At 70.8% G+C, this 23,781-nt stretch carries 22 protein-coding genes and 2 tRNA genes; 16 read left to right on the forward strand and 8 right to left on the reverse strand.

Features of this window, described 5'->3' with window-relative positions; genetic code table 11:
• Nucleotides 1-4: 4 nt before the first annotated feature.
• The 4 genes from NYE39_RS11180 (at nt 5) to NYE39_RS11195 (ending at nt 3,556) form a co-directional block, all read left to right on the forward strand.
• Nucleotides 5-250: a tautomerase family protein gene (locus NYE39_RS11180; RefSeq protein ID WP_264158414.1), complete on the forward strand. Its 246-nt coding sequence runs from the start codon at nt 5-7 to the stop codon at nt 248-250.
• The gene (locus NYE39_RS11185; RefSeq protein ID WP_341012711.1) at nt 247-1,704 is read left to right on the forward strand and encodes an aldehyde dehydrogenase; all 1,458 of its coding nucleotides are present in this window, start codon (nt 247-249) and stop codon (nt 1,702-1,704) included. The genes NYE39_RS11180 and NYE39_RS11185 overlap by 4 nt, the downstream gene beginning before the upstream one ends.
• 117 nt (nt 1,705-1,821) lie before the next feature.
• Nucleotides 1,822-2,685, forward strand: coding sequence for a hypothetical protein (locus NYE39_RS11190; RefSeq protein ID WP_341012712.1), 864 nt, complete (start codon nt 1,822-1,824; stop codon nt 2,683-2,685).
• Between the two features lies 1 nt (nt 2,686).
• A complete protein-coding gene (locus tag NYE39_RS11195) occupies nt 2,687-3,556 on the forward strand; it encodes a hypothetical protein (protein WP_341012713.1) in 870 nt (289 codons plus the stop codon).
• A gap of 43 nt (nt 3,557-3,599) precedes the next feature.
• Here NYE39_RS11195 and NYE39_RS11200 read toward each other — a convergent pair whose 3' ends face one another.
• On the reverse strand, nt 3,600-4,310 hold the full coding sequence (locus NYE39_RS11200) for a hypothetical protein (RefSeq protein WP_341012714.1): 711 nt from the start codon (nt 4,308-4,310) through the stop codon (nt 3,600-3,602).
• A gap of 257 nt (nt 4,311-4,567) precedes the next feature.
• Between NYE39_RS11200 and gyrB the strand changes: the two genes are divergently transcribed.
• The 6 genes from gyrB to NYE39_RS11230 all read left to right on the forward strand — a co-directional run bounded on the left by gyrB (nt 4,568) and on the right by NYE39_RS11230 (nt 10,207).
• On the forward strand, nt 4,568-6,649 hold the full coding sequence (gyrB, locus tag NYE39_RS11205) for a DNA topoisomerase (ATP-hydrolyzing) subunit B (protein ID WP_341012715.1): 2,082 nt from the start codon (nt 4,568-4,570) through the stop codon (nt 6,647-6,649).
• 72 nt (nt 6,650-6,721) lie between these two features.
• Nucleotides 6,722-9,292 (forward strand): DNA gyrase subunit A, encoded by a 2,571-nt coding sequence (gyrA, locus tag NYE39_RS11210; protein WP_072623317.1) that lies wholly within the window; start codon nt 6,722-6,724, stop codon nt 9,290-9,292.
• Nucleotides 9,289-9,762: a DUF3566 domain-containing protein gene (locus NYE39_RS11215; RefSeq protein ID WP_226282821.1), complete on the forward strand. Its 474-nt coding sequence runs from the start codon at nt 9,289-9,291 to the stop codon at nt 9,760-9,762. The genes gyrA and NYE39_RS11215 overlap by 4 nt, the downstream gene beginning before the upstream one ends.
• An 85-nt stretch (nt 9,763-9,847) precedes the next feature.
• A tRNA-Ile gene (locus NYE39_RS11220) sits at nt 9,848-9,924 on the forward strand.
• Between the two features lie 23 nt (nt 9,925-9,947).
• Nucleotides 9,948-10,121, forward strand: coding sequence for a DLW-39 family protein (locus NYE39_RS11225; RefSeq protein ID WP_341012716.1), 174 nt, complete (start codon nt 9,948-9,950; stop codon nt 10,119-10,121).
• Between the two features lie 13 nt (nt 10,122-10,134).
• Nucleotides 10,135-10,207: transfer RNA gene (locus NYE39_RS11230), tRNA-Ala, on the forward strand.
• A 94-nt stretch (nt 10,208-10,301) separates the two neighbouring features.
• On the opposite strand, the gene NYE39_RS11235 is transcribed toward NYE39_RS11230, so the two are convergent.
• Complete coding sequence (locus tag NYE39_RS11235) at nt 10,302-10,655, reverse strand: MmcQ/YjbR family DNA-binding protein (RefSeq protein WP_072623318.1); 354 nt, start codon at nt 10,653-10,655, stop codon at nt 10,302-10,304.
• Between the two features lie 296 nt (nt 10,656-10,951).
• Between NYE39_RS11235 and NYE39_RS11240 the strand changes: the two genes are divergently transcribed.
• On the forward strand, nt 10,952-11,782 hold the full coding sequence (locus NYE39_RS11240) for an alpha/beta fold hydrolase (RefSeq protein WP_072623319.1): 831 nt from the start codon (nt 10,952-10,954) through the stop codon (nt 11,780-11,782).
• A gap of 102 nt (nt 11,783-11,884) precedes the next feature.
• On the opposite strand, the gene NYE39_RS11245 is transcribed toward NYE39_RS11240, so the two are convergent.
• Complete coding sequence (locus tag NYE39_RS11245) at nt 11,885-12,892, reverse strand: hypothetical protein (protein ID WP_072623320.1); 1,008 nt, start codon at nt 12,890-12,892, stop codon at nt 11,885-11,887.
• Between the two features lie 122 nt (nt 12,893-13,014).
• Here NYE39_RS11245 and NYE39_RS11250 point away from each other — a divergent pair, with 122 nt between their 5' ends.
• On the forward strand, nt 13,015-13,536 hold the full coding sequence (locus NYE39_RS11250) for a peptidylprolyl isomerase (RefSeq protein ID WP_341012717.1): 522 nt from the start codon (nt 13,015-13,017) through the stop codon (nt 13,534-13,536).
• A 4-nt stretch (nt 13,537-13,540) separates the two neighbouring features.
• Nucleotides 13,541-14,461, forward strand: coding sequence for a rhomboid family intramembrane serine protease (locus NYE39_RS11255; RefSeq protein WP_341012718.1), 921 nt, complete (start codon nt 13,541-13,543; stop codon nt 14,459-14,461).
• A gap of 163 nt (nt 14,462-14,624) precedes the next feature.
• On the opposite strand, the gene NYE39_RS11260 is transcribed toward NYE39_RS11255, so the two are convergent.
• Nucleotides 14,625-14,990, reverse strand: coding sequence for a cell division protein CrgA (locus NYE39_RS11260; protein ID WP_341012719.1), 366 nt, complete (start codon nt 14,988-14,990; stop codon nt 14,625-14,627).
• 79 nt (nt 14,991-15,069) lie between these two features.
• On the opposite strand from NYE39_RS11260, the gene NYE39_RS11265 reads away from it, so the two are divergent.
• From NYE39_RS11265 to NYE39_RS11275, 3 genes are read left to right on the forward strand one after another with little or no spacing between them, the layout of a single operon-like run.
• A complete protein-coding gene (locus NYE39_RS11265) occupies nt 15,070-15,846 on the forward strand; it encodes a DUF881 domain-containing protein (protein WP_341012720.1) in 777 nt (258 codons plus the stop codon).
• 16 nt (nt 15,847-15,862) lie between these two features.
• On the forward strand, nt 15,863-16,519 hold the full coding sequence (locus tag NYE39_RS11270; protein WP_072623322.1) for an aminodeoxychorismate/anthranilate synthase component II: 657 nt from the start codon (nt 15,863-15,865) through the stop codon (nt 16,517-16,519).
• 17 nt (nt 16,520-16,536) lie between these two features.
• A complete protein-coding gene (locus NYE39_RS11275; RefSeq protein WP_072623323.1) occupies nt 16,537-17,520 on the forward strand; it encodes a YihY/virulence factor BrkB family protein in 984 nt (327 codons plus the stop codon).
• A 260-nt stretch (nt 17,521-17,780) separates the two neighbouring features.
• On the opposite strand, the gene pknB is transcribed toward NYE39_RS11275, so the two are convergent.
• The 4 genes from pknB to NYE39_RS11295 are packed head-to-tail and all read right to left on the reverse strand — an operon-like array spanning nt 17,781 to nt 23,779.
• Nucleotides 17,781-19,673, reverse strand: a complete 1,893-nt coding sequence (gene pknB / locus NYE39_RS11280; protein ID WP_083545897.1) for a Stk1 family PASTA domain-containing Ser/Thr kinase — start codon at nt 19,671-19,673, stop codon at nt 17,781-17,783.
• A 46-nt stretch (nt 19,674-19,719) separates the two neighbouring features.
• Nucleotides 19,720-21,174 (reverse strand): peptidoglycan D,D-transpeptidase FtsI family protein, encoded by a 1,455-nt coding sequence (locus tag NYE39_RS11285; protein WP_072623324.1) that lies wholly within the window; start codon nt 21,172-21,174, stop codon nt 19,720-19,722.
• Nucleotides 21,171-22,547, reverse strand: a complete 1,377-nt coding sequence (locus NYE39_RS11290) for an FtsW/RodA/SpoVE family cell cycle protein (RefSeq protein WP_072626047.1) — start codon at nt 22,545-22,547, stop codon at nt 21,171-21,173. The genes NYE39_RS11285 and NYE39_RS11290 overlap by 4 nt, the downstream gene beginning before the upstream one ends.
• The gene (locus tag NYE39_RS11295; RefSeq protein WP_341012721.1) at nt 22,544-23,779 is read right to left on the reverse strand and encodes a Stp1/IreP family PP2C-type Ser/Thr phosphatase; all 1,236 of its coding nucleotides are present in this window, start codon (nt 23,777-23,779) and stop codon (nt 22,544-22,546) included. The genes NYE39_RS11290 and NYE39_RS11295 overlap by 4 nt, the downstream gene beginning before the upstream one ends.
• Between the last annotated feature and the right edge of the window lie 2 nt (nt 23,780-23,781).

Here is a 23,781-nt window from a genome sequence, read left to right on the forward strand (position 1 = left end):
CGTCGTGCAGGTGACCCTGACCCAGGGGCGCAGCCCCGAGACGATCCGATCGATGATCTCCGCGGTGACCCAGGCGCTCGCCGACACCGGCGTCGCGCCGAAGGAGAACGTGCGCGTGCTCGTCACCGAGATCCCCACCGAGCACTTCGCCGCAGGCGACGTGACGATCGCCGAGCGCAAGGCAGCCCAGACGGCCGCAACGGGTGACCCCGCGGCGGCTCCCACCACCCCACCGCAGGAGACACCGTGAGCACCCAGTTCTTCGGCCACATCATCGACAACGAAGAGGTCGAGTCCATCTCGGGCGAGCGCTTCGACGTGTGGAACCCCTGGACGCAGGAGGTCTTCGCGCAGGCCGCCGAAGGCGGCGCCGAGGACGCCGAGCGCGCCATCGCCAGCGCCCGCAAGGCCTTCGACGAGGGTCCGTGGCCGCGGATGACCCATCCCGAGCGGGCGGCCGCGATCCACAAGCTCGCCGACCTCATGGAGGAGCGGGCCGACGAGCTGGCGACGCTCGACTCGACGAACATGGCCAAGCCCTTTGCCCAGGCCAAGCACGACGTCGGCCGGTCCGTGGCCAACTTCCGTTTCTTCGCCGACCACCAGCGCGACCACACGGGCGAGGTCTACCCGATGCCGTCGGGGCACCACACCTACAGCGAGTTCGGCCCCGCCGGGGTCGTCGCGGCGATCTCGCCGTGGAACTTCCCGCTGATGATGGCGACGTGGAAGATCGCCCCGGCGATCGCCTGGGGCAACACGTGCATCATCAAGCCGAGCGAGGACACGCCGGCCTCGGTGACCCTGCTCGGGCGCCTGGCCGTCGAAGCGGGCTTCCCGCCGGGCGTGCTCAACGTGCTCAACGGCCACGGCGCCCCCGCGGGCTCGACCCTGACTGCCGACGACCGGGTCGACCGGGTGACCTTCACCGGGTCGTCCGTCACGGGCAAGGCGGTCATGGCCTCGGCCTCGACCCACCTCGCCCCGGTCTCGCTCGAGCTCGGCGGCAAGGGCGCCAACATCGTCTTCGACGACGCGGACATGGACAACGCCGTGTACTGGGCGGTCGAGGCGATCTTCCGCAACTCCGGCCAGATCTGCCTCGCCGGCTCGCGCCTGTACGTCCAGTCGGGCATCTACGACGAGTTCATGGAGCGTTTCGTCGCCGCGGCCGAGGCCCTGACGATCGGTGACCCCTTCGACCCGGAGGTGGCGTTCTCCTCGCTCGCGAGCAAGAAGCACTTCGACAAGGTGTCGGGCTATCTCGAGGACGTCGAGGAGCAGGGCGGCACGGTTCTCACCGGCGGTGTGGACGAGGGGGGCCGCTGGCTGGTCAGGCCGACGATCCTCACCGACCTGCCCCTGGACTCCCGCCAGTACTGCGAGGAGATCTTCGGCCCGGTGTGCGTCGTCAACCGCTTCGAGACCGAGGCCGAGGCGATCCACCTGGCCAATGACACCCGCTACGGGCTCAACGCGATGCTCTTCACCGAGAACCTCTCGCGGGCGCACCGCGTCTCCTCACACCTGCGGGCCGGCACGGTGTGGGTCAACTGCTTCTTCATCCGCGACCTGCGCACCCCCTTCGGTGGGGTCGGTGACTCGGGTGTGGGCCGGGAGGGCGGCAACTTCAGCCGCGAGTTCTTCACCGAGCCCAAGGCCATCGTCATGCAGATCGACCGCACCGTCGAGGGTGCCTCCTGACAGTCCGAAGGGGGTCCAGGTCACCTCGTCGATTGGCGGACCCCCCGGGTTGTTATGGCATCGTGAGATGTCGCTCTTGATCCAGAGGGCGGCCCTATGCCTTCGAGGAGAGCAACCATGAGCGGACCGGAGAACCCGCGAGGCGGCGACGCCTTCGACGACTTCTTCGGCGACCCGACGCCGTCCGGACGGATGGGCCCCGTGCCCCACGAGTCGGACGCTGCCCCCTTCGCCGAGGACGAGCCGACCCAGGACGTCGAGCTGCGCCGACGGACCGAGCAGCCCACGCAGGCTGCTGCGCCCGTGCCCGCCATCCAGCCCGAGCCGACCCCCCAGGGAGCGGTGCCGGACGACTGGTGGGACCCCGAGCCCGTGACCACCCCGGCGGCGCCCGTGGCCGCTGCGAGCACGTGGCAGCAGTCCCAGCCGGTCGGTGAGCCGAGCCCGTACCACGAGCAGCCGTCTCGCCGTGGTGGGTCCGGCCGGTCCGGCTCCCCGCTGGGTCTCGTGGCCCTGCTCGTCGGTGGCGTGCTCCTCGGCGGGCTGTGCGTCGGTGGCACCGTCATGGCGATGGGCGGTGGTGACGACGAGCCGACCGCGCAGACGACGGTGACCAAGACCAGCTCCCCGCAGAGCGAGACGTCGAGCAGCTCGCCGACGAGCGAGGAGACGTCGAGCTCGAGCTCGACGTCGTCGACGAGCACCAGCTCCTCCCCCACCCGCCCGGGTGTCGCCCCCGCCGGGGTCAAGCAGTGCGCCGGACCCTCGCAGGGCACCAAGGTGGGCGCCGGGACCACAGTGACGAGCTGCGAGTTCGCCACGGCGGTGCGCGATGCCTACCTCGCTGCCGACCCCCAGAACGGCAAGGCCACCCTGCGCGTCACCAGCCCGGTGACCGACAAGGCCTACACGATGACCTGCTCCGGTGAGGGCGTCACGCGCTGCACCGGCGGCAACGACGCGGTCGTCGTCCTCTACTGACGTGACCACCCGCCGCCTGGCGGCCGCGGCCCTCGGTGCCGCGCTGCTCACGCTGCCCGCCTGCAGCGACCTCCCGGCGCCGGCCACCGGCACCACCGCGTCGACGACCGCGACGTCGAGCCGCCCAGCGGCCACGCCGCGACCCGCCGCGGCGGGGGCCGACCGGGACCTGGCGCGCTCGGTCGCCAAGGTGGCCCGGGCGCACCCCGAGGCCGACATCGCGCTGGCGCACGCCCCCGTCGGGGCCCGGGGCCCCGTCGAGGTCCACGGCGACCCGACGACCCTCGTCGCGTGGTCGACGATCAAGGTCCCGCTCGCGCTCGCGGTCATCCGCTCGGCCGACGGCGGCGACTGGTCGGGTGACGTCGAGAGGGCCCTCACCGCCTCCGACAACGCGGCCGCGGACTCGCTCTGGCGGCGCCTGGGTGCGGGTGAGGCGGCTGCCGGGGCCGTCGAGACCCAGCTGCGTCGCGGTCACGACACCCGCACCGAGGTGCCGGCCGAGGTCACGGTGCCTGGCTACTCGGCCTTCGGTCAGTCCCGGTGGCGGCTGACCGACCAGACCCGCTTCACCGCCGCCCTGCCCTGCCTGGCCGGGTCGTCGAGCGTCACCGAGGCCATGGGCCGCGTCGTCGACGGCCAGCGCTGGGGGCTGGGCACGATCCCCGGCGCCCGCTTCAAGGGGGGCTGGGGCTCGACCCCCGAGGGCTATGTCGTGCGGCAGCTGGGCATCGTGCCCGGGGCGAAGGGGGACCTGGCCGTCACCCTGCAGGTGCGCACCGGCACCCATGAGGAGGGCACCGCGATCGCCGACGAGCTGGCCCGGTCGGTGCGGCTGCACCGCGGCACGCTCGAAGCCGGCCGCTGCTGATCGCCGCGGCCGGCCTCGACGGGGTCGTGCGTCAGGTCGTGCGTCAGGCCTTGTCGACGCTCTCGAGGATCTCGGTGGCCACCTCGTCGGCGGTGCCGGCGTCGGAGGCGGAGACGGTGATCATCGCCGCGCCGGGGTCCGTGGGGACGGCGAGCATCCGGCCCTGGACCGTGGTGCCGCCCGCCGACAGGGAGTAGGTCGTGTCGAGCGCCTCGCCGAGGTCGGTCTCGACCGTCTCGGTGCCCTCGACCTTGGCGCTGATCTGCTCGAGCTGGGACTTCAGGTCCGCCTCGGTCGGCATCGCCGGCGAGGCCAGGACGTTGACGTTGTCGGCGAAGTCGTTGGTGGTCTCGCCGACGAGCATCAGGTCCATGTTCTTCATGGCCTCGAGGAGCTGATCGGTGGTGGTGCCCTGGGCCTGGGCCATCTCCTTGAGGGCATCCGGGGCCTCGCCGCTGCTCGCGACCTCGGCCGGGTCGACGGCCGTCCAGCCGTCGGGCACGTCGAAGCTCACGCCGGACTTCTTCGCCGTGGCGGTGCCGTCGTCGCTCCCTTCGGCCTCGTCGTCCGAGGACTGGTCCTCGGAGGCCTCGGTGGACTCGGAGGTCGCGCTGTCCTCGGGGGAGGTGGACTCGCTCGAGGCGGAGCTGCTGGAGGTGTCGGTCTGCTCCGAGCCACCACCGCAGGCCGAGAGGGCCAGGACGGCAGCGGTCGCGAGGGCAGCGAGGGCACGGGGTCCGTGGAGTGGGCTCATGCCTCGATCGTATGTGCCGAGACGGACCGGCGGGTGGCCGGAGCGTGAACCCCGAGAGCGGTCCTGAGAGCCCGTGGGGGGCCGGTGCGCGTACCGGGAGTCGTGCGGCGCCCCGGCCGGCGGTGAGAGGCGCCGCCACGGGCGTCCAAGATGCGTCGTCCGTGGCGTCGAGGGGGTAGAATCACAGGGTTGAGGCCGCGGTGCCAGCCCTGTGGGGCCAGCCCGCGGCGATCCATGCACCGCACTCGAGGAGCACCGTGGCAGACGAGCAGTCGCCAGACACCCAGCCGAGCACCCCGGACCCGGGGAGCCCCGAGTACGACGCGAGCGCCATCACGGTCCTCGAGGGCCTGGAGGCGGTGCGCAAGCGCCCCGGCATGTACATCGGCTCGACGGGCGAGCGCGGCCTGCACCACCTCGTCTGGGAGATCGTCGACAACTCCGTCGACGAGGCGATGGCCGGCTACGCCGACACGATCGACGTCACCCTCATGGAGGACGGCGCGGTCCGCGTCAAGGACAACGGCCGTGGCATCCCCACCGACATCCACGAGGCTGAGGGCGTCTCCGCCGTCGAGCTGGTGCTCACCCAGCTGCACGCCGGCGGCAAGTTCGGCGGCGGCGGCTACAAGGTCTCCGGTGGCCTGCACGGTGTCGGCTCGTCGGTCGTCAACGCCCTGTCGACCCGCCTCGACGTCTGCGTCCGGCAGAAGGGCTACGCCCACCGGATGTCCTTCGAGGGCGGGGTGCCGACCGGCCCCCTTCGCCGCGAGGAGGAGACCGATGCCACCGGCACGACGATCACCTTCTGGGCCAGCCCTGAGATCTTCGAGACGACGACCTACGACTACGAGACCATCCGCGCGCGCTTCCAGCAGATGGCCTTCCTCAACAAGGGCCTGACGATCAACCTCGTCGACGAGCGCGTCGAGGAGCCCACCGAGACCGAGCAGGCCGAGGACCTCGACCACGTCGACGACGACATCACCGAGGTCGTCGACCCCGAGGACGGCGCCGAGGCGGCCCCCAAGAAGGCCCGCAAGGTCTCCTACCGCTACGACAACGGCATCGTCGACTACGTCACGCACCTCGTCGGGTCGAAGAAGTCCGAGCCGGTGACCAACGAGATCATCGCCATCGACAACGAGGACCCCGAGCGCTCGCTCTCCCTCGAGCTGGCGATGCAGTGGACGACCGCCTACAGCGAGTCGGTCCACACCTACGCCAATGCCATCAACACCCACGAGGGCGGCACCCACGAGGAGGGCTTCCGCGCGGCGTTGACCAAGCTCATCAACGACTTCGCCCGCAAGCAGGGCCTGCTCAAGGACAAGGACGACAACCTCACCGGTGACGACATCCGTGAGGGCCTGACGGCTGTCGTCTCGGTCAAGCTCGGCGAGCCGCAGTTCGAGGGCCAAACCAAGACCAAGCTCGGCAACTCCGAGGTCAAGGGCTTCGTCCAGCGGGCGATGACCGACGAGTTCGGCCACTGGCTCGAGACCCACCCCAACGAGGGCAAGGACATCGTCCGCAAGGCCGTCCAGGCCGCGGCGGCGCGCATGGCCGCCCGCAAGGCGCGCGAGGCGACCCGCCGCAAGGGCCTGCTCGAGTCCGGCGGCCTGCCGGGCAAGCTGTCCGACTGCCAGAGCAAGGACCCGACGGTCTCCGAGGTCTTCATCGTCGAGGGTGACTCCGCCGGTGGCTCGGCCAAGGCCGGCCGCAACCCGGAGAACCAGGCAATCCTGCCGATCCGCGGCAAGATCCTCAACGTCGAGAAGGCGCGGATCGACAAGATCCTCGCCAACACCGAGGTCCAGGCCCTCATCTCGGCCTTCGGCACCGGCATCGGCGAGGACTTCGACCTGGCCAAGGCGAGGTACCACAAGATCGTCCTCATGGCCGATGCCGATGTCGACGGCATGCACATCCGCACGCTGCTGCTGACGCTGCTCTTCCGCTTCATGAAGCCGCTCATCGAGGCCGGCTACGTCTACCTCGCCCAGCCGCCGCTGTACCGCCTCAAGTGGTCCAACCACGACCATGAGTTCGCCTTCAGCGACCGTGAGCGCGACGCGATGATCGCCGAGGGCCAGTCGAAGGGCTGGCGCCTGCCCAAGGACAACCCGGTCCAGCGCTACAAGGGTCTCGGCGAGATGAACTACCAGGAGCTGTGGGAGACGACGATGGACCCCGACACCCGGGTCCTGCTCCAGGTGACGCTCGACGACGCGGCCGCGGCCGACGAGATCTTCGCCGTCCTCATGGGCGAGGACGTCGAGTCCCGCCGCGGCTTCATCCAGAAGAACGCGCGCGACGTGCGCTTCCTCGACATCTAGGCCGTCCGGCGCACCTTCGCGCAGACCCCGCCTTCGCCCCCCTTCGGCACGACCCCGAGGTGACCTGACCACATGACCGACACCCCCACCACGCCCGAGACCGACCGGACCGAGCCGGTCGACCTCAACGCGGAGATGCAGCGCAGCTACATCGAGTACGCGATGAGCGTCATCGTCTCCCGCGCGCTGCCCGACGTGCGCGACGGGCTCAAGCCCGTGCACCGCCGCATCGTCTACGCGATGTACGACGGCGGCTACCGCCCCGACCGCGGCTACAACAAGTGCTCGCGCGTCGTCGGCGACGTCATGGGTCAGTACCACCCGCACGGTGACTCCGCGATCTACGACGCCATGGTCCGCCTCGTGCAGCCATGGTCGTTGCGCTACCCGCTCATCGACGGGCAGGGCAACTTCGGCTCCGCCGGCAACGACGGCGCGGCCGCCCCGCGGTACACCGAGTGCAAGATGGCGCCGCTGTCGATGGAGCTCGTGCGCGACATCGACCAGGAGACGGTCGACTTCGTCCCCAACTACGACGGCAAGACGCTGCAGCCCGACGTGCTGCCGTCGCGCTTCCCCAACCTCCTCGCCAACGGCTCCGCCGGCATCGCCGTCGGCATGGCCACGCAGATCCCGCCGCACAACCTGAGGGAGGTCGCCGACGCCGCACAGTGGATGCTCGAGCACCCCGACGTGCCCCGCGAGGAGGCTCTCGAGGCGGTCATGGGCTTCATCAAGGGCCCCGACTTCCCCACCGGCGCGCTCATCATGGGCAACCGCGGGATCGACGAGGCCTACCGCACGGGCCGCGGGTCGATCATCATGCGGGCCGTCGTCGAGGTCGAGGAGATCCAGGGGCGCACCTGCCTCGTCGTCACCGAGCTGCCCTACCAGGTCAACCCCGACGCCCTGGCGCAGAAGATCGCCGAGATGACCAAGGAGGGTCGCCTCTCCGGCATCGCCGACATCCGCGATGAGTCCTCCGGTCGCACCGGTCAGCGCCTCGTCATCGTCCTCAAGCGCGACGCCGTCGCCAAGGTCGTCCTCAACAACCTCTACAAGCACACCCAGCTGCAGACGACCTTCGGCGCCAACATGCTGGCCCTCGTCGACGGGGTGCCGCGCACCCTGCCGATCTCGGCCTTCATCCGCTACTGGGTCGAGCACCAGATCGACGTCATCGTCCGGCGCACCGAGTACCGCCTGCGCAAGGACGAGGCCGCGATCCACATCCTTCGCGGCTACCTCAAGGCCCTCGACATGCTCGACGAGGTCATCGCGCTCATCCGTCGCTCGCCGACGGTCGAGGAGGCCCGCGAGGGCCTGATCCAGTTGCTCGACATCGATGAGCTGCAGGCGATGGCGATCCTCAACCTCCAGCTGCGCCGTCTCGCGGCCCTGGAGCGGCAGAAGATCATCGACGAGCACGACGAGATCGAAGCCCGCATCGTCGACTACAAGGACATCCTCGCCCGCCCCGAGCGGCAGCGGCAGATCGTCTCCGAGGAGCTCGCCGAGATCGTCGACCGCTACGGCGACGACCGGCGCACCCGGATCCTGCCCTACGACGGCGACGTCGCGATGGAGGACCTCATCCCCGAGGAGGACGTCGTCGTGACGATCACCCGGGGTGGCTACGCCAAGCGCACCCGGGTCGACGAGTACCGCGCGCAGAAGCGCGGCGGCAAGGGCGTGCGCGGTGCCTCCCTGCGCGGCGAGGACGTCGTGCGCAACTTCTTCACCACGACCTCGCACCACTGGCTGCTCTTCTTCACCAACCTCGGCCGGGTCTACCGGGTCAAGGCCTACGAGCTGCCCGAGGCGGCGCGGGACGGCAAGGGCCAGCACGTGGCCAACCTGCTCGCCTTCCAGCCGGACGAGCAGATCGCCGCGGTCTACGCGATCAAGGACTACGAGGTGGCCCCTTACCTTGTCCTGGCGACCAAGCGTGGACTGGTCAAGAAGACCCGCCTCACGGAGTACGACTCGCCGCGCAGCGGTGGCCTCATCGCCATCAAGCTGCGTGATGACGACGAGCTCATCGGCGTGGGCCTCGTCGCGGCCGAGGACGACCTGCTCCTCGTCTCCCGCAACGCGATGTCGGTGCGCTTCCACGCGACCGACGACGTCATTCGGCCGATGGGCCGCTCGACGAGCGGTGTCACGGGCATGAAGTTCCGCGACGGCGACTCGCTGCTCGCGCTCAACGTCATCGAGGACGGCACCGACCCGGACGTCTTCGTCGTCTTCGAGAACGGCGTCGCCAAGCGCACCGCGGCCTCGGAGTGGACGGCCAAGGGCCGTGCCGGCCTCGGGGTCCTCGCAGCGAAGTCCGGCAAGGGTGGCCAGCTCGTCGGGGCACTCGTCGTCGACGAGAGCGACGAGGTCCTCGTCGTCATGGAAAAGGGCAACATCGTCCGTTCGGCGGTGACCGAGGTCAACCGGACGAGCCGCAACTCGATGGGTGTCTCCTTCGCCAAGCCGCGCAAGGGTGACGCGATCGTCGCGGTCGCGCGCAACGTCGACCGTGGCGAAGAAACGGACTCCGAGGGTGACGATGTAGCGTCAGACCCTGACGCACCCGTCGAGGACACGGCGGAGACCGCCCAGCAGGGGGATGCCCCCGGAGGTGACCAGGAGTGAGCACGACAGGAGACACCACGGCCGTCCGCACGGCCGCGGGCTCGTCCCAGGCGACACGACGGAGCCAGGCCGCCCCTGCTGCGGCCCGACCGGCCCCCCGTGCCGGGCGCCGGGTCAAGCTCATGGTCTCGAGGGTGGACCCCTTCTCGGTGATGAAGGTCGGCTTCCTCGTCTCGGTGGCCATGGGCATCGCCATGGTCGTCATGACCGGCGTCATGTGGGCACTGCTGTCCGCGATGGGCGTCTTCGACTCGATCAACGAGCTCGCCGGCCAGATCATCGGCGACGGGTCGGGCGAGACCTTCGACGTCATGGACTTCCTCGGCTTCGGCCGGGTGCTGTCCCTGTCGATCGTCATCGCGGTCGTCGACGTCTTCCTGCTGACGGCGATCGCGACCCTCGGCGCCTTCCTCTACAACATCGTCGCCAGCCTCGTCGGCGGCGTGCACATGACGCTCACCGACGACTGATCCGCATCCTGGCCGCCGTTTTGGTTTCGGCGGCCGGTGTGGGGTAATCTCGGGCGTCGCGCCACGGAGAGATCCCAGCGCACACGGGCCCATAGCTCAGGCGGTTAGAGCGCTTCGCTGATAACGAAGAGGTCGGAGGTTCAAGTCCTCCTGGGCCCACCAACACACACGGTGAGGAGAGTCCTGTGAAGAAGGTTCTCGTACTCGTCGCGGCCGCAGCCGGCGCGGTCTACGCCCGGCGCAAGGTCGAGCAGCAGCGGTCGGAGAAGGACCTCCACGCCGCCACCAGTCGGATGTCCAGCACTCCCAAGCCCGCCGGTGGCGCAGCCTGGGCCGAGGCCACCGACCGTCCCACCTGATCCACCAGCCCTCGGGGGCGTGGCGCAATTGGTAGCGCATCTGCTTTGCAAGCAGAGGGTTGTCGGTTCGAGTCCGATCGCCTCCACCGAGATGAACGAAGCGCCGTCCTGAGGCGTGAGCGCCCCCGGGCGCGAACCACGAAGGAGGGGGCGGCCCGCACGAGCGGGCCGCCCCCTTCGTCATGTCTGGGGTCGGTGCTTCTTCGGCAGCTTGGCCACGATCGCCTCGTAGGAGTCGTCGACGGCCTCGAGCAGCTCGTCGAGGGGGATGGCGCCGCCGACCGTCAGGGTGTTCCAGCCGTTGCGGCCGATGTAGGACATGACTGCGGCGTCATCGGGATAGCGGGCGAGCCACTCGTCGGCCTCCTCGCGGGTGCTGCCGGCCTTGACGCCCACGCTCGTGCCGCCGAGGAAGGCGAAGATCTTGCCCCGCTCGCCGGGGCCCACCTTGGCGACGAGGTCGCCCTCCCACGGCTCGTCGGGCCAAGCGCCCGGTAGCGACAGGGCGTGCTCACGGACGGCGTCGGCGCTCATGGGGCCAGCGTGGCAGGTTTCGAGGCTCGCTGGCGCTCGCACCTCAACCAGCGTGGGTGGCCTGGCGCTCGCACCTCAACCAGCGTGGGTGGCCTGGCGCTCGCACCTCAACCAGCGTGGGTGGCCTGGCGCTCGCACCTCAACCAGCGTGGGTGGCCTGGCGCTCGCGCGGGGCTTCCGGCCCTTCGAGACGTTCGCCCGCTGCGCGGACTCGCTCCTCAGGGACCGGGGCAGGGGGTGTTCCGCACAGCGGAGCGCCCCCCTTCGCGCGGCCTCCGGGGCCATAGGTTGCCGACATGAACGCTGTGCAGACCACCAACCCCGAGGTCGCCTCGACGATCGACGTCGGCGGCATCGCCACCAACTACCACGACGTCGGCGAGGGCGACCCCGTCCTGCTCATCCACGGCTCCGGTCCCGGCGTGAGTGCCTGGGCCAACTGGCGCGGCGTGCTGCCGACCCTGTCGCAGCAGCACCGGGTCATCGCCCCCGACGTGCTTGGCTTCGGGTACACCGAGCGGCCGGAGGGCGTCACCTACGACATGGCGACGTGGACCCAGCACCTCGTCGGGCTGCTCGACGCACTCGGCCTGGAGCGGGTCGCGGTCGTCGGCAACAGCTTCGGCGGGGCGCTCGCGCTCAACATCGCGACGCACCACCCCGAGCGGGTCGACAAGCTCGTCCTCATGGGCGCGGCGGGTGTGCCCTTCGAGATCACCGAGGGCCTGGACAAGGTGTGGGGCTTCGAGCCGTCGCTGCCCAACATGATCGAGCTCATGGACGTCTTCGCGTACGACAAGTCGCTGCTCACCGAGGACCTGGCCCAGCTGCGGCTCGACGCGGCGACTCGGCCGGGGGTCCACGAGGCCTTCAGCGCGATGTTCCCCGCCCCGCGGCAGCGTTGGGTCGAGGCGTTGGCCGTGCCCGACGCCGACATCCGCGCGCTCACGCAGCCCGCGCTGATCCTCCACGGCCGCGACGACGAGGTGATCCCACTGAGCACCTCGATGCGACTGCACGAGCTCATCGACGACTCGCAGCTGCACGTCTTCGGCCGGTGCGGTCACTGGGTGCAGATCGAGCACGCGGAGGGCTTCGCGCGGCTCGTCGGGGACTTCCTGGGCTGAGTGGGCATGACGAAGGGGGCCGGTTCCGAAGCAGCGGAACCGGCCCCCTCGTATGGCCCTTCGAGACGGGCGCGGGGCGCCCTCCTCAGGGACCGGCCTCGATCAGGCCTTGCCGTCGCCCTCGACCGGCAGGTCGCCACCGAGGTTGTGCGGCGTGACGTCGCTGCCCTCGGAGGTCTCGGTCGTCGACGGGACGGCCGAGCTGTCGGCCCAGTCGCGGGCGGAGCTCCACGCGTCGGTGCCCTCGACGGACTCGTCCTGGGCGCGGGCCTCGGCGGTGTCCTCGACGGGGGCCGCCGGTGCGGCCAGCGGGTCCTCGTCGATCGCGGCCGGCGCGGCCAGCGGGTCGGCGGCCGGGGCCTCGGACGTCGTGGCGGCAGCACCAGCGGCACCGGCAGCGGCCGGGGTGGAGACCGTGGAGGCGCGGCCCGAGGCGGGCGCCTTGTAGGGGTCGCCGGCGGGGACGGCCCACGGGTCCTTCTTCGGGCCCTGCTTCTGCTTCGCGACGACGGCAGCGATGCCACCGGCGACGAGAGCAAGGAGGAGGAGCTTGAGCCCGCGGCGCTTCTTCTTCGGCTGCTCGCCCTTGGCGGCGGCCAGGGCCAGCTGCGGGTCGCGGTCGTCACGCAGAGCGGCGACGACCTCGGGGGCGCGGGTAGCGGCCTCGTCCGCGGCCTTGCGGCTCGCGGCGGCACCGGCGGCGGCCAGGCCGCTCGCCGTGGTGACGACCTTGGGCAGCACCTCGTCGACGAAGGTGTCGCGCACGTCCTGCACGTCCTTGCCGGCCTGCGTGCCCTGCTTGCGCGCCTGCTTGCTCGCCTTGCGGACCTGCTTGCGGGCGGTCTTCTTGCCCTTCTTCGCGTCCTTGGCGGCCTGCTTCCTGGCCTCCTCGGCGGCGTCGCGCAGCTCGTCGGCCTTGGCGGCGGCGCTCTCGCGGGTGGCGCTCGCCTGCTGGCTCGCAGCGACCTTGAGCTCCTGCGCCCGCTCGTTGCCGTGCTCGGTGTGCTCGGCGACCTTGTCGATGATCTCGTGCACCTTGAGCGAGGCCGCCTCGGCGGTCTCGTGGGCCCGGACGCGGCCGTCCTCGACCTTGCTGTTCTTCTGGAACACACTTCCTCCTGCGCCATTGGGGTACACACCCATCCTGCACTGGATCGCCGGGCGATGAAACCGCGAGCGGCGATGAGGCCCGCCACGTCCCCCCTTCGGCCCCGGTCGTTAGCATGGGCGACATGAAGGCGATCCTGCACACCAACCACGGCGACATCTCCATCGAGCTGTTCCCCAACCACGCGCCCAAGACCGTCGACAACTTCGTCGGCCTCGCCACGGGCGAGAAGGAGTACCAGGACGACGCGGGTCGCACCAACCCGACGAAGTTCTACGACGGCCTCGACTTCCACCGGGTCATCTCCGGCTTCATGATCCAGGGCGGCTGCCCGCTGGGTCAGGGCGTCGGCGGCCCCGGCTACGTGTTCGACGACGAGATCCACCCCGACCTGACCTTCTCCAAGCCCTACCTGCTCGCCATGGCCAACGCCGGCAAGCAGATGGGCCGCGGGACCAACGGCTCGCAGTTCTTCATCACCGTCGGCGAGACCCCCTGGCTCAACGGCAAGCACACGATCTTCGGCGAGGTGGCCGACGGCCCGAGCCGCGAGGTCGTCGACAAGATCGCCGGCGTCCAGACGGGTGCGATGGACAAGCCGGTCGAGCCGGTGACCATCGAGTCCGTCGAGATCGTCCAGGACTGATCCCGTGTCGCTGCCGCCGTCCGGCTGGGGCGGTTCGTCCACGGACGGCGGCACCGGCGCCACTCCCGAGGCCCCCACGTGCCCCCGGCACCCTGACCGGGTCTCCTACATCCGCTGCCAGCGGTGCCACCGACCGGTGTGCCCCGAGTGCCAGCGTTCGGCCGCCGTCGGCGTCCAGTGCGTCGACTGCGTCCGTCAGGGATCGAAGGGGGACCGCCCCCAGCGCACCGTCTTCGGCGGCCGTGCAGGCAGCGGCGCCGACGCGCCGCGCCTTACCATCGCGATCATCGCGATCTGCGTCCTCGTGTGGATCGGCGAGCTGCTCTCGCCGCGGGTCTTCCAGGAGGTCGCCTTCGCGCCCGCCCTCGGCACCACCGAGCCTTGGCGCCTGCTGACCTCGGCCTTCGCCCACAGCCCCAACCAGCCGATGCACATCCTGTTCAACATGCTCGCGCTGTGGCTCGTCGGCGGCTACCTCGAGCGGATGCTCGGCTGGGCCCGCTACCTCGCGATCTACCTCGTCACCGCGCTGGCCGGCTCGGTGACCTGGCTGCTCTTCCAGCCCGTCGACCCGGCCGACCCCGAGGCCTACGTGCCGATCGTCGGGGCGTCCGGCGCGGTCTTCGGCCTCTTCGCCGCCGTCATCGTGCTCAACCGGCACCTCGGCCGCGACAGCTCGTCGATGGTCGCGACGATCGGCATCAACGCCGTCATCGGCTTCCTCGTCCCCAATGTCGCGTGGGAGGCGCACCTCGGTGGCCTCGTCGCCGGTGGTGTCCTCGCGGGGGTCATCGCCCTCTCGCGCAGCCGCGGCCGGCCGGGCCTGGCGTGGGTCGGGGTCGGCGCGGTGCTCGCGCTCGTCGTCGTCCTCGGCGTGGCGCGCTATGCCCTGTCCCCGAGCGGGTTCGAGGCCCCCTTCGGGTGATGACACCGGCGGTCCCAGGCGATCGCAGGCTGTGGAGAACGCCGAGTTACACGCGTGTCATTTGTCCCCACATGTGAAAAAGCCTGTGGACAACTCGAGTTGTCCACAGGCTTGTGGGGGGAAACCGGCAGATTCCCACAGGGGGAACCTGCCGGTCACGGCGTCAACGCCAGCGCGTCGTCATGGCGAAGCCGGCGAGGATGAAGGCGAACCCGGCGCCGAGGTTCCACCGGCCCCACGACTCGACGGGGTACTGCTCCTGGGTGATGTAGAAGGTCACGACCCACACGAGCCCGATGAGCATCAGGCCGAGCATCACCGGCACGAACCAGCTCGGGTTGCCCACCCGCTGGGCCCTGACCTTGTGCCGCGAACGGCTGGCCTCGCCCGCCTCGGCCGCTGCCGCGCGCTTGCTCGGGTTGCCGGAGCGGGCGGCGCTCTTGCTCGCGGCCTTCGCCTTGGCCGTGGCCCGGGTCTTGTCGGCCGGGGCCTCGGTCGTGTCCTTCGCGTCGTCGGCGGACTTCGCCACTGGGTGCTCCTCGGGTCTACGGGGGTCGTGGCCTAGCGTAGATGCCGAGCACCGATCCACCGACCGAAGGGGGTGCCCCGTGCCGGACCGTGACCTGCGCAGCCGAGTGCGCACCTGGCTGACCCATCGGCCGAGCCGGTGGTCGGCCCTCGTGCCCGTCATCGCCGCCGGCGCTGGCCTGCTCTTCGCGACGTCGAGCACGACGGCCCGTGGGACCGACCTGCGCAGCGAGGCGACGGGGGTGCCCGACGTCATCCGTGAGCGCACCCTCGACAACGAGCGCTCCGCGCAGCGGGTGCAGACGCTGCGCAGCGAGGTCGACCAGCTGACGAAGTCCGCCGCCCCCGGCAGCTCGCGGCTGCGCGCCATCGACGAGGAGAGCCGGGCCAATGCGCGCTCCGCCGGCCTGACCGCCGTTCAGGGCCCCTCGGTGACGGTGACGCTCGACGACGCCCACCTCAAGGCGAGCGAGGTGCCGGAGGGGTTCACCGTCGACGACGTCGTGGTCCACCAGCAGGACGTGCAGGGCGTGGTCAACGCCCTGTGGCGCGGCGGTGCCGAGTCGATGCAGATCATGGACCAGCGGGTCGTCTCCACCAGTGCGGTCCGCTGCGTCGGCAACACCCTGATCCTCCAGGGCCGAGTCTACTCGCCGCCCTTCACGATCACCGCGATCGGCGACCAGGAGGACCTCCAGGCCGCCCTCGACGAGGACCCCGCCGTGAGCGTCTACAAGCAGTACGTCGACGCCGTCGGCCTGGGCTACGAGGTCGAGCACGACGACGAGACCGAGCTGCCCCCCTTCGACGGGCGCACGACGCTCGACCACGCCCGACCGCTCTCGTCCCGACGGTGAGGGACATACTGTTCCGGTGAGCCGCATCCTCGTCGTCGACAACTACGACAGCTTCGTCTTCACGATCGTGGGCTACCTGCAGCAGCTGGGGGCCGAGACGACGGTCGTGCGCAACGACGCCGTCTCTCCCGCCGACGGTGCCGACTTCGACGGGGTGCTCATCTCGCCCGGCCCCGGCACGCCCGAGGAGGCCGGCGTCTCCACGGCGATGATCGAGGCCTGTGCCGAGCGCGCCCAGCCGATGCTCGGCGTCTGCCTCGGCCACCAGGCCCTCGGTCTCGTCCTCGGGGCGACGGTCGGGCGGGCGCCGGAGCTGCTCCACGGCAAGACGAGCCGGGTCCTGCACGACCAGACGGGGGTGCTGGCCGGGCTCGCCTCGCCCTTCACCGCCACCCGCTACCACTCGCTGACCATCGACCCGGCGACCGTGCCCGACACCCTCGTGCCCAACGGCCACACCGAGTCCGGGGTCATCATGGCCGCGCACCACCGCGACCTGCCGCTGCACGGCGTGCAGTTCCACCCCGAGTCGGTCCTCACCGAGGGCGGGCACCGCATCCTCGCCAACTGGCTGGCCATGACCGGCGACGCCGGCGCCGTCGAGCGCAGTGCGGGCATGTCCCCGCTCGTGCGTGACGTCGAGGGCGTGGCCCGGGCCGTCGCGGCCGGCTGACGGGTGAAGGGGGGAGCATGGGCGAGCCGACGGTGGGCCCCCTGGACCGGATCCAGCGCCGGCACCCGGTGCTCGGCTTCCCGCTCGCGGTCGTCTACAAGTTCTTCGACGACTTCGGCGGCTACCTGTGCGCGTTGCTGACCTACTACGGCTTCCTCTCGCTCTTCCCCGGGCTGCTGCTGCTGTCGACCGTCGTCGGCTTCGTCCTGCAGGGGCAGCCCGAGTGGCAGGACCGGATCCTCGACTCGGCGCTGTCGGAGTTCCCGATCGTCGGTGACGAGCTCCGCACGACCGGCACCCTCGGTGGTGGGCCCGTCGGTCTGGTCGTCGGTGGACTCGCAGCGCTCTACGGTGGGCTCGGCGTCGGTCAGGCCCTGCAGTACGCCAACAACACCGCGTGGATGGTCCCGCGCAACAGCCGGCCCAACCCCTTCGCCAGTCGTGGCCGGGGGCTGCTGCTCATGCTCGTGGCCGGCATGACCATCGTGCTCACCACCGGCCTGACGACCTATCTGCAGCGACTGGTCTCCGGCGGCTACGCCGGGTGGGCGATCACCATCGCCTCGATCGTGCTCAACACGCTCGTCATCGCCCTGATCTTCATCATCGCCACCACCCGGCCACTCAGCCTGGCGGACGTGCTGCCGGGGTCGGTCCTCGCGGCGCTGGCCTGGCAGGGGATGCAGGCGGTCGGTGCGGTGTACGTCAGCACCGTCATCGAGCGGGCGAGTAACCTCAACTCGGTCTTCGCGATCGTCCTGGGCCTGCTCGTCTTCCTCTACACGATGTCGGTGGCGATCATGCTGTGCGTCGAGGTCAACGTCGTGCGCAAGGAGCACCTGTGGCCCCGTGCGCTGCTCACGCCCTTCACCGACCAGGTGGTGCTCACCAGCGCCGACCAGCGCGCCTACGCCCGGCACGCGGAGGCGCAGCGGCTCAAGGGGTTCCAGCGGATCGACGTCTTCTTCGACGAGACGCGCGGGCGCGACGGCGACGACTGACCGCTCGGGGCCGGCTGGCCGGATCCGGCGGGCAGTCTGGCGGGCGGACTCAGTGGGACAGGGCTGTCGCGTTGGAGGGGCTACGCCGCTGCTCCGTGGTCTGGGTCGTGACCCGTCCTGTGGAGCAACGGCGTCGTCACCCAGATCCGACCGCCAGGGGTCCGATCGCCCCGCCCTGCCCGCTCTCGCGGACCGGCTGCACGCGCGCACCGACCGGCCACCCCGCGCCCGCGCACCGGCCGCCCTCACGGGCTCCTGCCTCACGGACTCGCGGGCGACTGCGTGGTCCGGTCGGTCGTGGGTCGGTCCGTCGAGGTGGGCGAGGGGCTTAGGGTCCCGCCCGTGGGCTCGCTCGTCGACGTCGGGTCGCTCGTCGGCTCGTCCGTCGTCGGCTCGTCGGTCGTCTCGTCGGTCGTCTCGTCGGACGTCGTCGAGGGTGTCTCGGTGACCGTCGTCGTCGACTCCGGCTCGGTCGCGACGGTGAAGGTCACCGTGCGCCCCTGCTTGATCTTGCCCGCGCCGGGGTTCTGCCCCAGCACCGTGCCCGGCTCCTCGCTCGAGGTCTCCGACTCGACCTTGACGTCGAGGCCGAGCGCGAAGATCTCATTGCGCACCTCGTCGATCTGCTGACCGGTATAGTCCTTGAGCTCGACGTCACCGCTGGCGACGACGACGTCGACCTTGCTGCCGCGGGCGACGGACTCGGCCACACCGGGGCTGGTGCTGATGACGTGGTTGGCCGACTGGTCGGGGCTGTCCTCCTTGGTCACCGTGCCGAGCTCGAGCCCCTGGGCCTCGAGCGCGCTCTTGGCCTCGCCGCGGCTCATCCCGACGATGCTCGGGACCGTCACCTCGTCAGGCCCGCCGGAGACCTCGATGGTCACTGGGTCGCCCTCGGCCACGCTGGTGCCCTCGCCCGGGTCCTGCGCGACGACTTCGCCGATGGTCGCGTCGTTGGTCACCGTCTCGACGTCGGTGCGCAGCCCGGCCTTGTTCAGCTCGGCGCGGGCGGCGTCCTCGTCCATGCCGACGACCCGTGGCACGGCCACCTCGACGACGTCGTCGCCCTGGCTGGCACTCCACGCGTACCACCCGAGTAGGGCGAGTGGGATGAGCAGGAGGGCGGCGATGACCCAGCCCAGCCCGGAGCGTCGGCGTCGCGGCGGTGCCGCCGGCATCGACGCGGTGTCGGGCTCGGTGCGCAGGGGCGCTCCCTCGGGCCGGGCGGCGGCGACGGGCAGCGCGGTCGTCGCGGCGTCGAGGTGCTCGGTGACGACCGGGCTGATGGGCATGCCCCCGCGGAAGGCGCCGAGGTCCTCGGCCATCGCCCGGGCATCTGGGTAGCGCTCGTCGCGGTCCTTGGTCAGGGCGTGCAGGACGATCGCGTCGAGCTCCGGCGGCACGCTCGGATTGACGGACGAAGGGAGGGGGATGTCGGCGTTGACGTGCTGGTAGGTCAGCGAGATCGGCTCGCCCGTGTAGGGCGTGCGTCCGGTGAGCAGCTCGAAGAGCAGGCAGCCGGTCGAGTAGACGTCGCTGCGCTTGTCGACCGTCTCGCCCCGGGCCTGCTCGGGGGAGATGTACTGCGCCGTGCCGATGACCGCCTGGGTCTGGGTCATCGTGGCCTGGGTGTCGGCGATCGCGCGGGCGATGCCGAAGTCCATGACCTTGACGCTGCCGTCGTCGGCGAGCATGACGTTGCCGGGCTTGATGTCGCGGTGGACGATGCCCATCTCGTGGCTGTAGTCGAGGGCCTCGAGGACCTGCTGGACGATCCTCGCCGCCTCGTCGGGCTCGATCGTGCCGGTCTCGGAGTCGTTGAGGACCTCGCGCAGGGTCCGGCCGTCGACGTACTCCATGACGATGTAGGGGATGTCGAGCGTGGCGCCGCCGGTCTCGGTGATGCGGTCCTCACCGGAGTCGTAGACGGCGACGATCGAGCGGTGGTTGAGGCCGGCGACGGACTGCGCCTCGCGCCGGAAGCGGCCGAGGAAGGCCGCATCGCGCGCGTGGTCGGTGCGCAGGATCTTGATCGCCACGGGTCGGCCGAGCCGGGCGTCGTGACCCAGGTGGACCTCGGCCATGCCGCCGCGTCCGATGAGCTCACCGACCTCGTAGCGGCCGCCGAGCAGGCGGGGTGTCGAGCTGCTCATGCTGTCCCCCTGGACTCGCGGGTGGGTGGGGTGCTCAGGGCGGGGTTCACTGCAGGGCCGCCTTCATCACAGCCGAGCTGATCGGTCCGGCGACCGATCCGCCGTAGGCCTCGTTGCCCTCGCGGCCGCCGTCCTCGACGACGACGGCGACGGCGACCTTGGGGTTGTCCGCAGGCGCGAAGCCGGTGAACCAGGCGTGCGGGGGGGCGTCGGTCGCGTGCTCGGCCGTCCCGGTCTTGCCGGCGACGCTGACGCCCGGCACGGCGGCCTGCGTGCCGGTGCCCTGCTCGACGACGAGCTTCATCATGTCGGTCAGCTGGTCGGCGGTCTCCGGCTCCATGGCCTTCGACAGCTGCTCGGGCTTGGTCTCGCTGATCTCCGACAGGTCCTGCCCGAGGACCGACTGGACGAGGTGCGGGGTCATGACGACACCGTCGTTGGCGACGGCGGCGCTCACCATGGCGACCTGCAGCGGGGTGACGCGCACGTCGTACTGGCCGATGCCGACCTGGGCCTCCTGCGGGGGGCTCAGCTCGTCGGGCACCGTCGACGGCGTGACGTTCATCGGGATCTCGAGGTCGTCGCCGAAGCCGAACTTCGCGGCCTGGTCCCGGACGGCGTCGCCGCCGAGCTCCATGCCGAGCCAACCGAAGGCGGTGTTGCAGGAGTCCTGCATGGCGACGGCCAGCGTGACCATGTCGTTGGGTCCGCAGGCACCGGCGTGCGAGTTGGGCAGCCCGACCTCGGTCTGCGGCAGGTCGAGCACGGCGGGCCCGGGGATGGAGGAGTTCTCGTCCCACTGGCCGTCCTCGATGGCAGCGGCGGCGGTGACGATCTTGAAGACCGAGCCCGGGGGGTAGAGGTTGCCGGAGATCGCGCGGTTGACGAGCGGGCGGCTGGGGTCGGAGTTGAGCTCCTCCCAGGCCTTCTTCTCCGTCGACGTGTTGTGGCTGACGAGCGGCGTCGGGTCGAAGTCGGGGTGGGAGACCATCGCGAGGATCTCGCCCGTGCGCGGGTCGAGCGCGACGACGGCGCCGCGCTGGTCGCCCAGGGCCTCGTCGGCGGCGCGCTGCACGCGCGGGTCGATGGTCAGCTCCAGGCTCGCCCCCTTCGGCGTGCGCCCGGCAATGGTGCTGGTGAGCCGGTCGTAGAAGAGCCGGTCATCCCGCCCGGACAGCAGGCCGTCGGCGGCGAACTCGACGCCACCCCCGGGACCGTAGGTGAAGGAGTTCCAGCCGGTGACGTGGGAGTAGAGCTGCGGGTCGCTGTAGGTGCGCTGCCACTGCAGGTCGTCGTCGGTGGGCGACGACGAGGCGATGGCGCGGCCACCGAGGAGGATCTGGCCGCGCTCGCGGGCGTAGCTCTCGAGCTGGGTGCGGCGGTTGCCGGGACGGTCGTTGATGTCCTGGCTACCGAGCACCTGGATCCACGTGCTCGCGCCGAGCAGTAGCACGAACATCACCGCCACGAGCGTCGACAGCCTGCGGATGGGCTGGTTCATCGCGCCTTCACCACCTGCGTCGGGGCGTCCATCGAGGCGGGGTCGAACTCCGGCTCGGGACGGCGGGCGTGGTCGCTGATGCGCAGCAGGATGGCGATGAGGGTCCAGTTCGTCAGGAGTGAGGATCCGCCGTAGGCGACGAAGGGGAGGGTGAGCCCGGTGAGCGGGATGACCCGGGTGACGCCACCGATGACGACGAAGACCTGGATGGCCAGGACGAAGGTCAGTCCGCTCGCGAGGAGCTTGCCGAAGCCGTCACGCAGGCCGATGGCCGAGCGCAGGCCGCGCTCGACGAGCAGCGCGTAGAGCATGATGATCGCGAAGACGCCGATCAGGCCGAGCTCCTCGGCGATGCTGGTGAAGATGAAGTCCGACTCGGGCAGCGGGGTCAGCCACGGCCGGCCGCGCCCCAGACCGGTGCCGGAGATGCCGCCGGCGGCCATGCCCATGATGCCGGCGCCGATCTGCCCGCACTGCTCGACGCCCTCCTCGGAGAAGGTGTCGGTCCAGCACAGGATGCGGGTCTGCACGTGGCTGGCGAACTGGTAGACGACGAGCGCGCCGGCGGCCGCCATGCCCAGGCCCAGGACGATCCACGAGGTGCGCTCGGTGGCGATGTAGAGCATCGCGACGAAGAGCCCGAAGATCAGCAGCGTGGTCCCGAAGTCGTTTTCCAGGACGAGGACCGCGGCAGCGGCGAGCCAGGCGATGACGAGGGGGCCGAGGTCGCGGGCGCGGGGGAAGGTGATGCCGAGGAACTTGCGCCCGGCGAGGGCCAGCATGTCGCGGGTCTGCACGAGGTAGCCGGCGAAGAAGATCGCCAGCAGGATCTTGGCCACCTCGGCGGGCTGGAAGGTGAAGGCGCCGAGCTTGATCCAGATCTTCGCCCCGTAGACCGAGTGCCCGAAGGGGGTGAGCGGCAGGGCGATGAAGATCAGCGCGAAGAGGCCCGCCGTGTAGGTGTAGCGCCGCAGCACCCGGTGGTCGCGGAGCGCGACGAGCACGACGAGGGCGATGGCCACCCCGAGACCCGTCCAGATGAGCTGGCGCAGGGCCAGCCCGGAGCTGAAGTCGCGGCCGGCCGCCAGGTCGAGCCGGTGGATCATCACCAGGCCGATGCCGTTGAGCAGGGTGACGATCGGCAGGATGATCGGGTCGGCGAAGGAGGCCCGCCAGCGCAGCACGAGGTGCACGCCGAGGGCGATGGCCGCGAGGATGCCCGTGTGACCGAGCAGGTCGGGCGGGATCTCGCCGGACTCGGCGACCGAGACGTTGACGTAGGCGAGGATCACCACGCCGATGGCCAGCGCCGTGAGCAGCAGCTCGACGTTGCGGCCCCGCGCGGGGGTGATCGTCGTGATGGCTCGACTCATCGTCCGCAGGGCTCCCCGGTCGCCCGCAGCTGTCCGCACTTCTTGGCCGCCACGCGCAGGCTGTCGACCCGCTGGTCGGCCGCGCTGCGCGACTCGACCGAGATCGTGCCCTCGACCTCGTCGCGGTAGAAGGACGGCAGCTCGGACAGTTCGATGTCGGTCTGGTCGACGGCCGTGTTGAGCGAGATGGGCCCGAGGTCCTGGGCGACGCCGCGGTAGACCGTCACGTGGCCGTCCTGGGCACCGACGTAGTACTGCTGCTGGGTCCAGGCATAGCCGGCGTAGGCGACGGCGCCGACGAGCAGCACGGCGACGACGAGTCCCCCGAGACGGCGCAGCCATCGGCCGCGTCGGCCGTGGCCCTCCTCGTCGAGCTCGACGCCCTCGTCGTCGTCCTCGTCGCGTGTCAGGGCGGCGGCACGCGCGGCGGGGGAGGTGTCGACCCGCTTGCGCGGGCGGCGCAGGGCCGCGGCGCCGACGACCTGGGGCTGGGTGGAGGGTGCGGTGCCGGCCTCGACGACGTCGGCGACGATGACCGTGACGTTGTCGGGGGCGCCCGCGCGCAGCGCGAGGGAGACGAGGTCGTCGGCGGCCTGCCCCGGGGGCGTGCCGCCGGTGAGGATCTCCTCGATCGTGTCGAGCGCGACGAAGCCGGACAGGCCGTCGGAGCACAGCAGGTAGCGGTCGCCCTCGCGTGCCTCGCGCGCCCCGAGGTCGGGCTCGTCGCCGTCGGCCCCGGTGAGCACGCGGGTGACGACCGAGCGCTGCGGGTGGGTGCTCGCCTCCTCCTCGGTGATCCGACCCTCGTCGATGAGCGTCTGGACGAAGGAGTGGTCCTTGGTGATCTGCGACAGCCGGCCCTCGCGCAGCAGGTAGGCCCGCGAGTCGCCGATGTGGGCGAGGATGAGCTTGTTGCGCGCCCGCATGATCGCGGTGACGGTCGTGCCCATGCCCTCGAGCTCGGCGTTGTCGGCAAAGGTGCGCGCGATCTCGTCGTTGGCCCGGGTGATCGCGCGGCTCAGCTGCGAGGAGGCCTCGACCGCGGTGAGGGAGTCGTGGTCGATCTCGACGAGCTCGGTGATGACGGTCGCCGAGGCGAGGTCACCGCCCGCGTGCCCGCCCATGCCGTCGGCGACGACGAGCAGGTGGGGGCCGGCGTAGCCGGAGTCCTGGTTGTCCTTGCGGACCAGTCCGACGTCGGAGCGCGCTGCGTAGTGGAAGGTCAGCGCCATCG

The organism is Janibacter sp. FSL W8-0316, assembly GCF_038004165.1.
Classification (GTDB): Bacteria; Actinomycetota; Actinomycetes; order Actinomycetales; family Dermatophilaceae; genus Janibacter; species Janibacter indicus.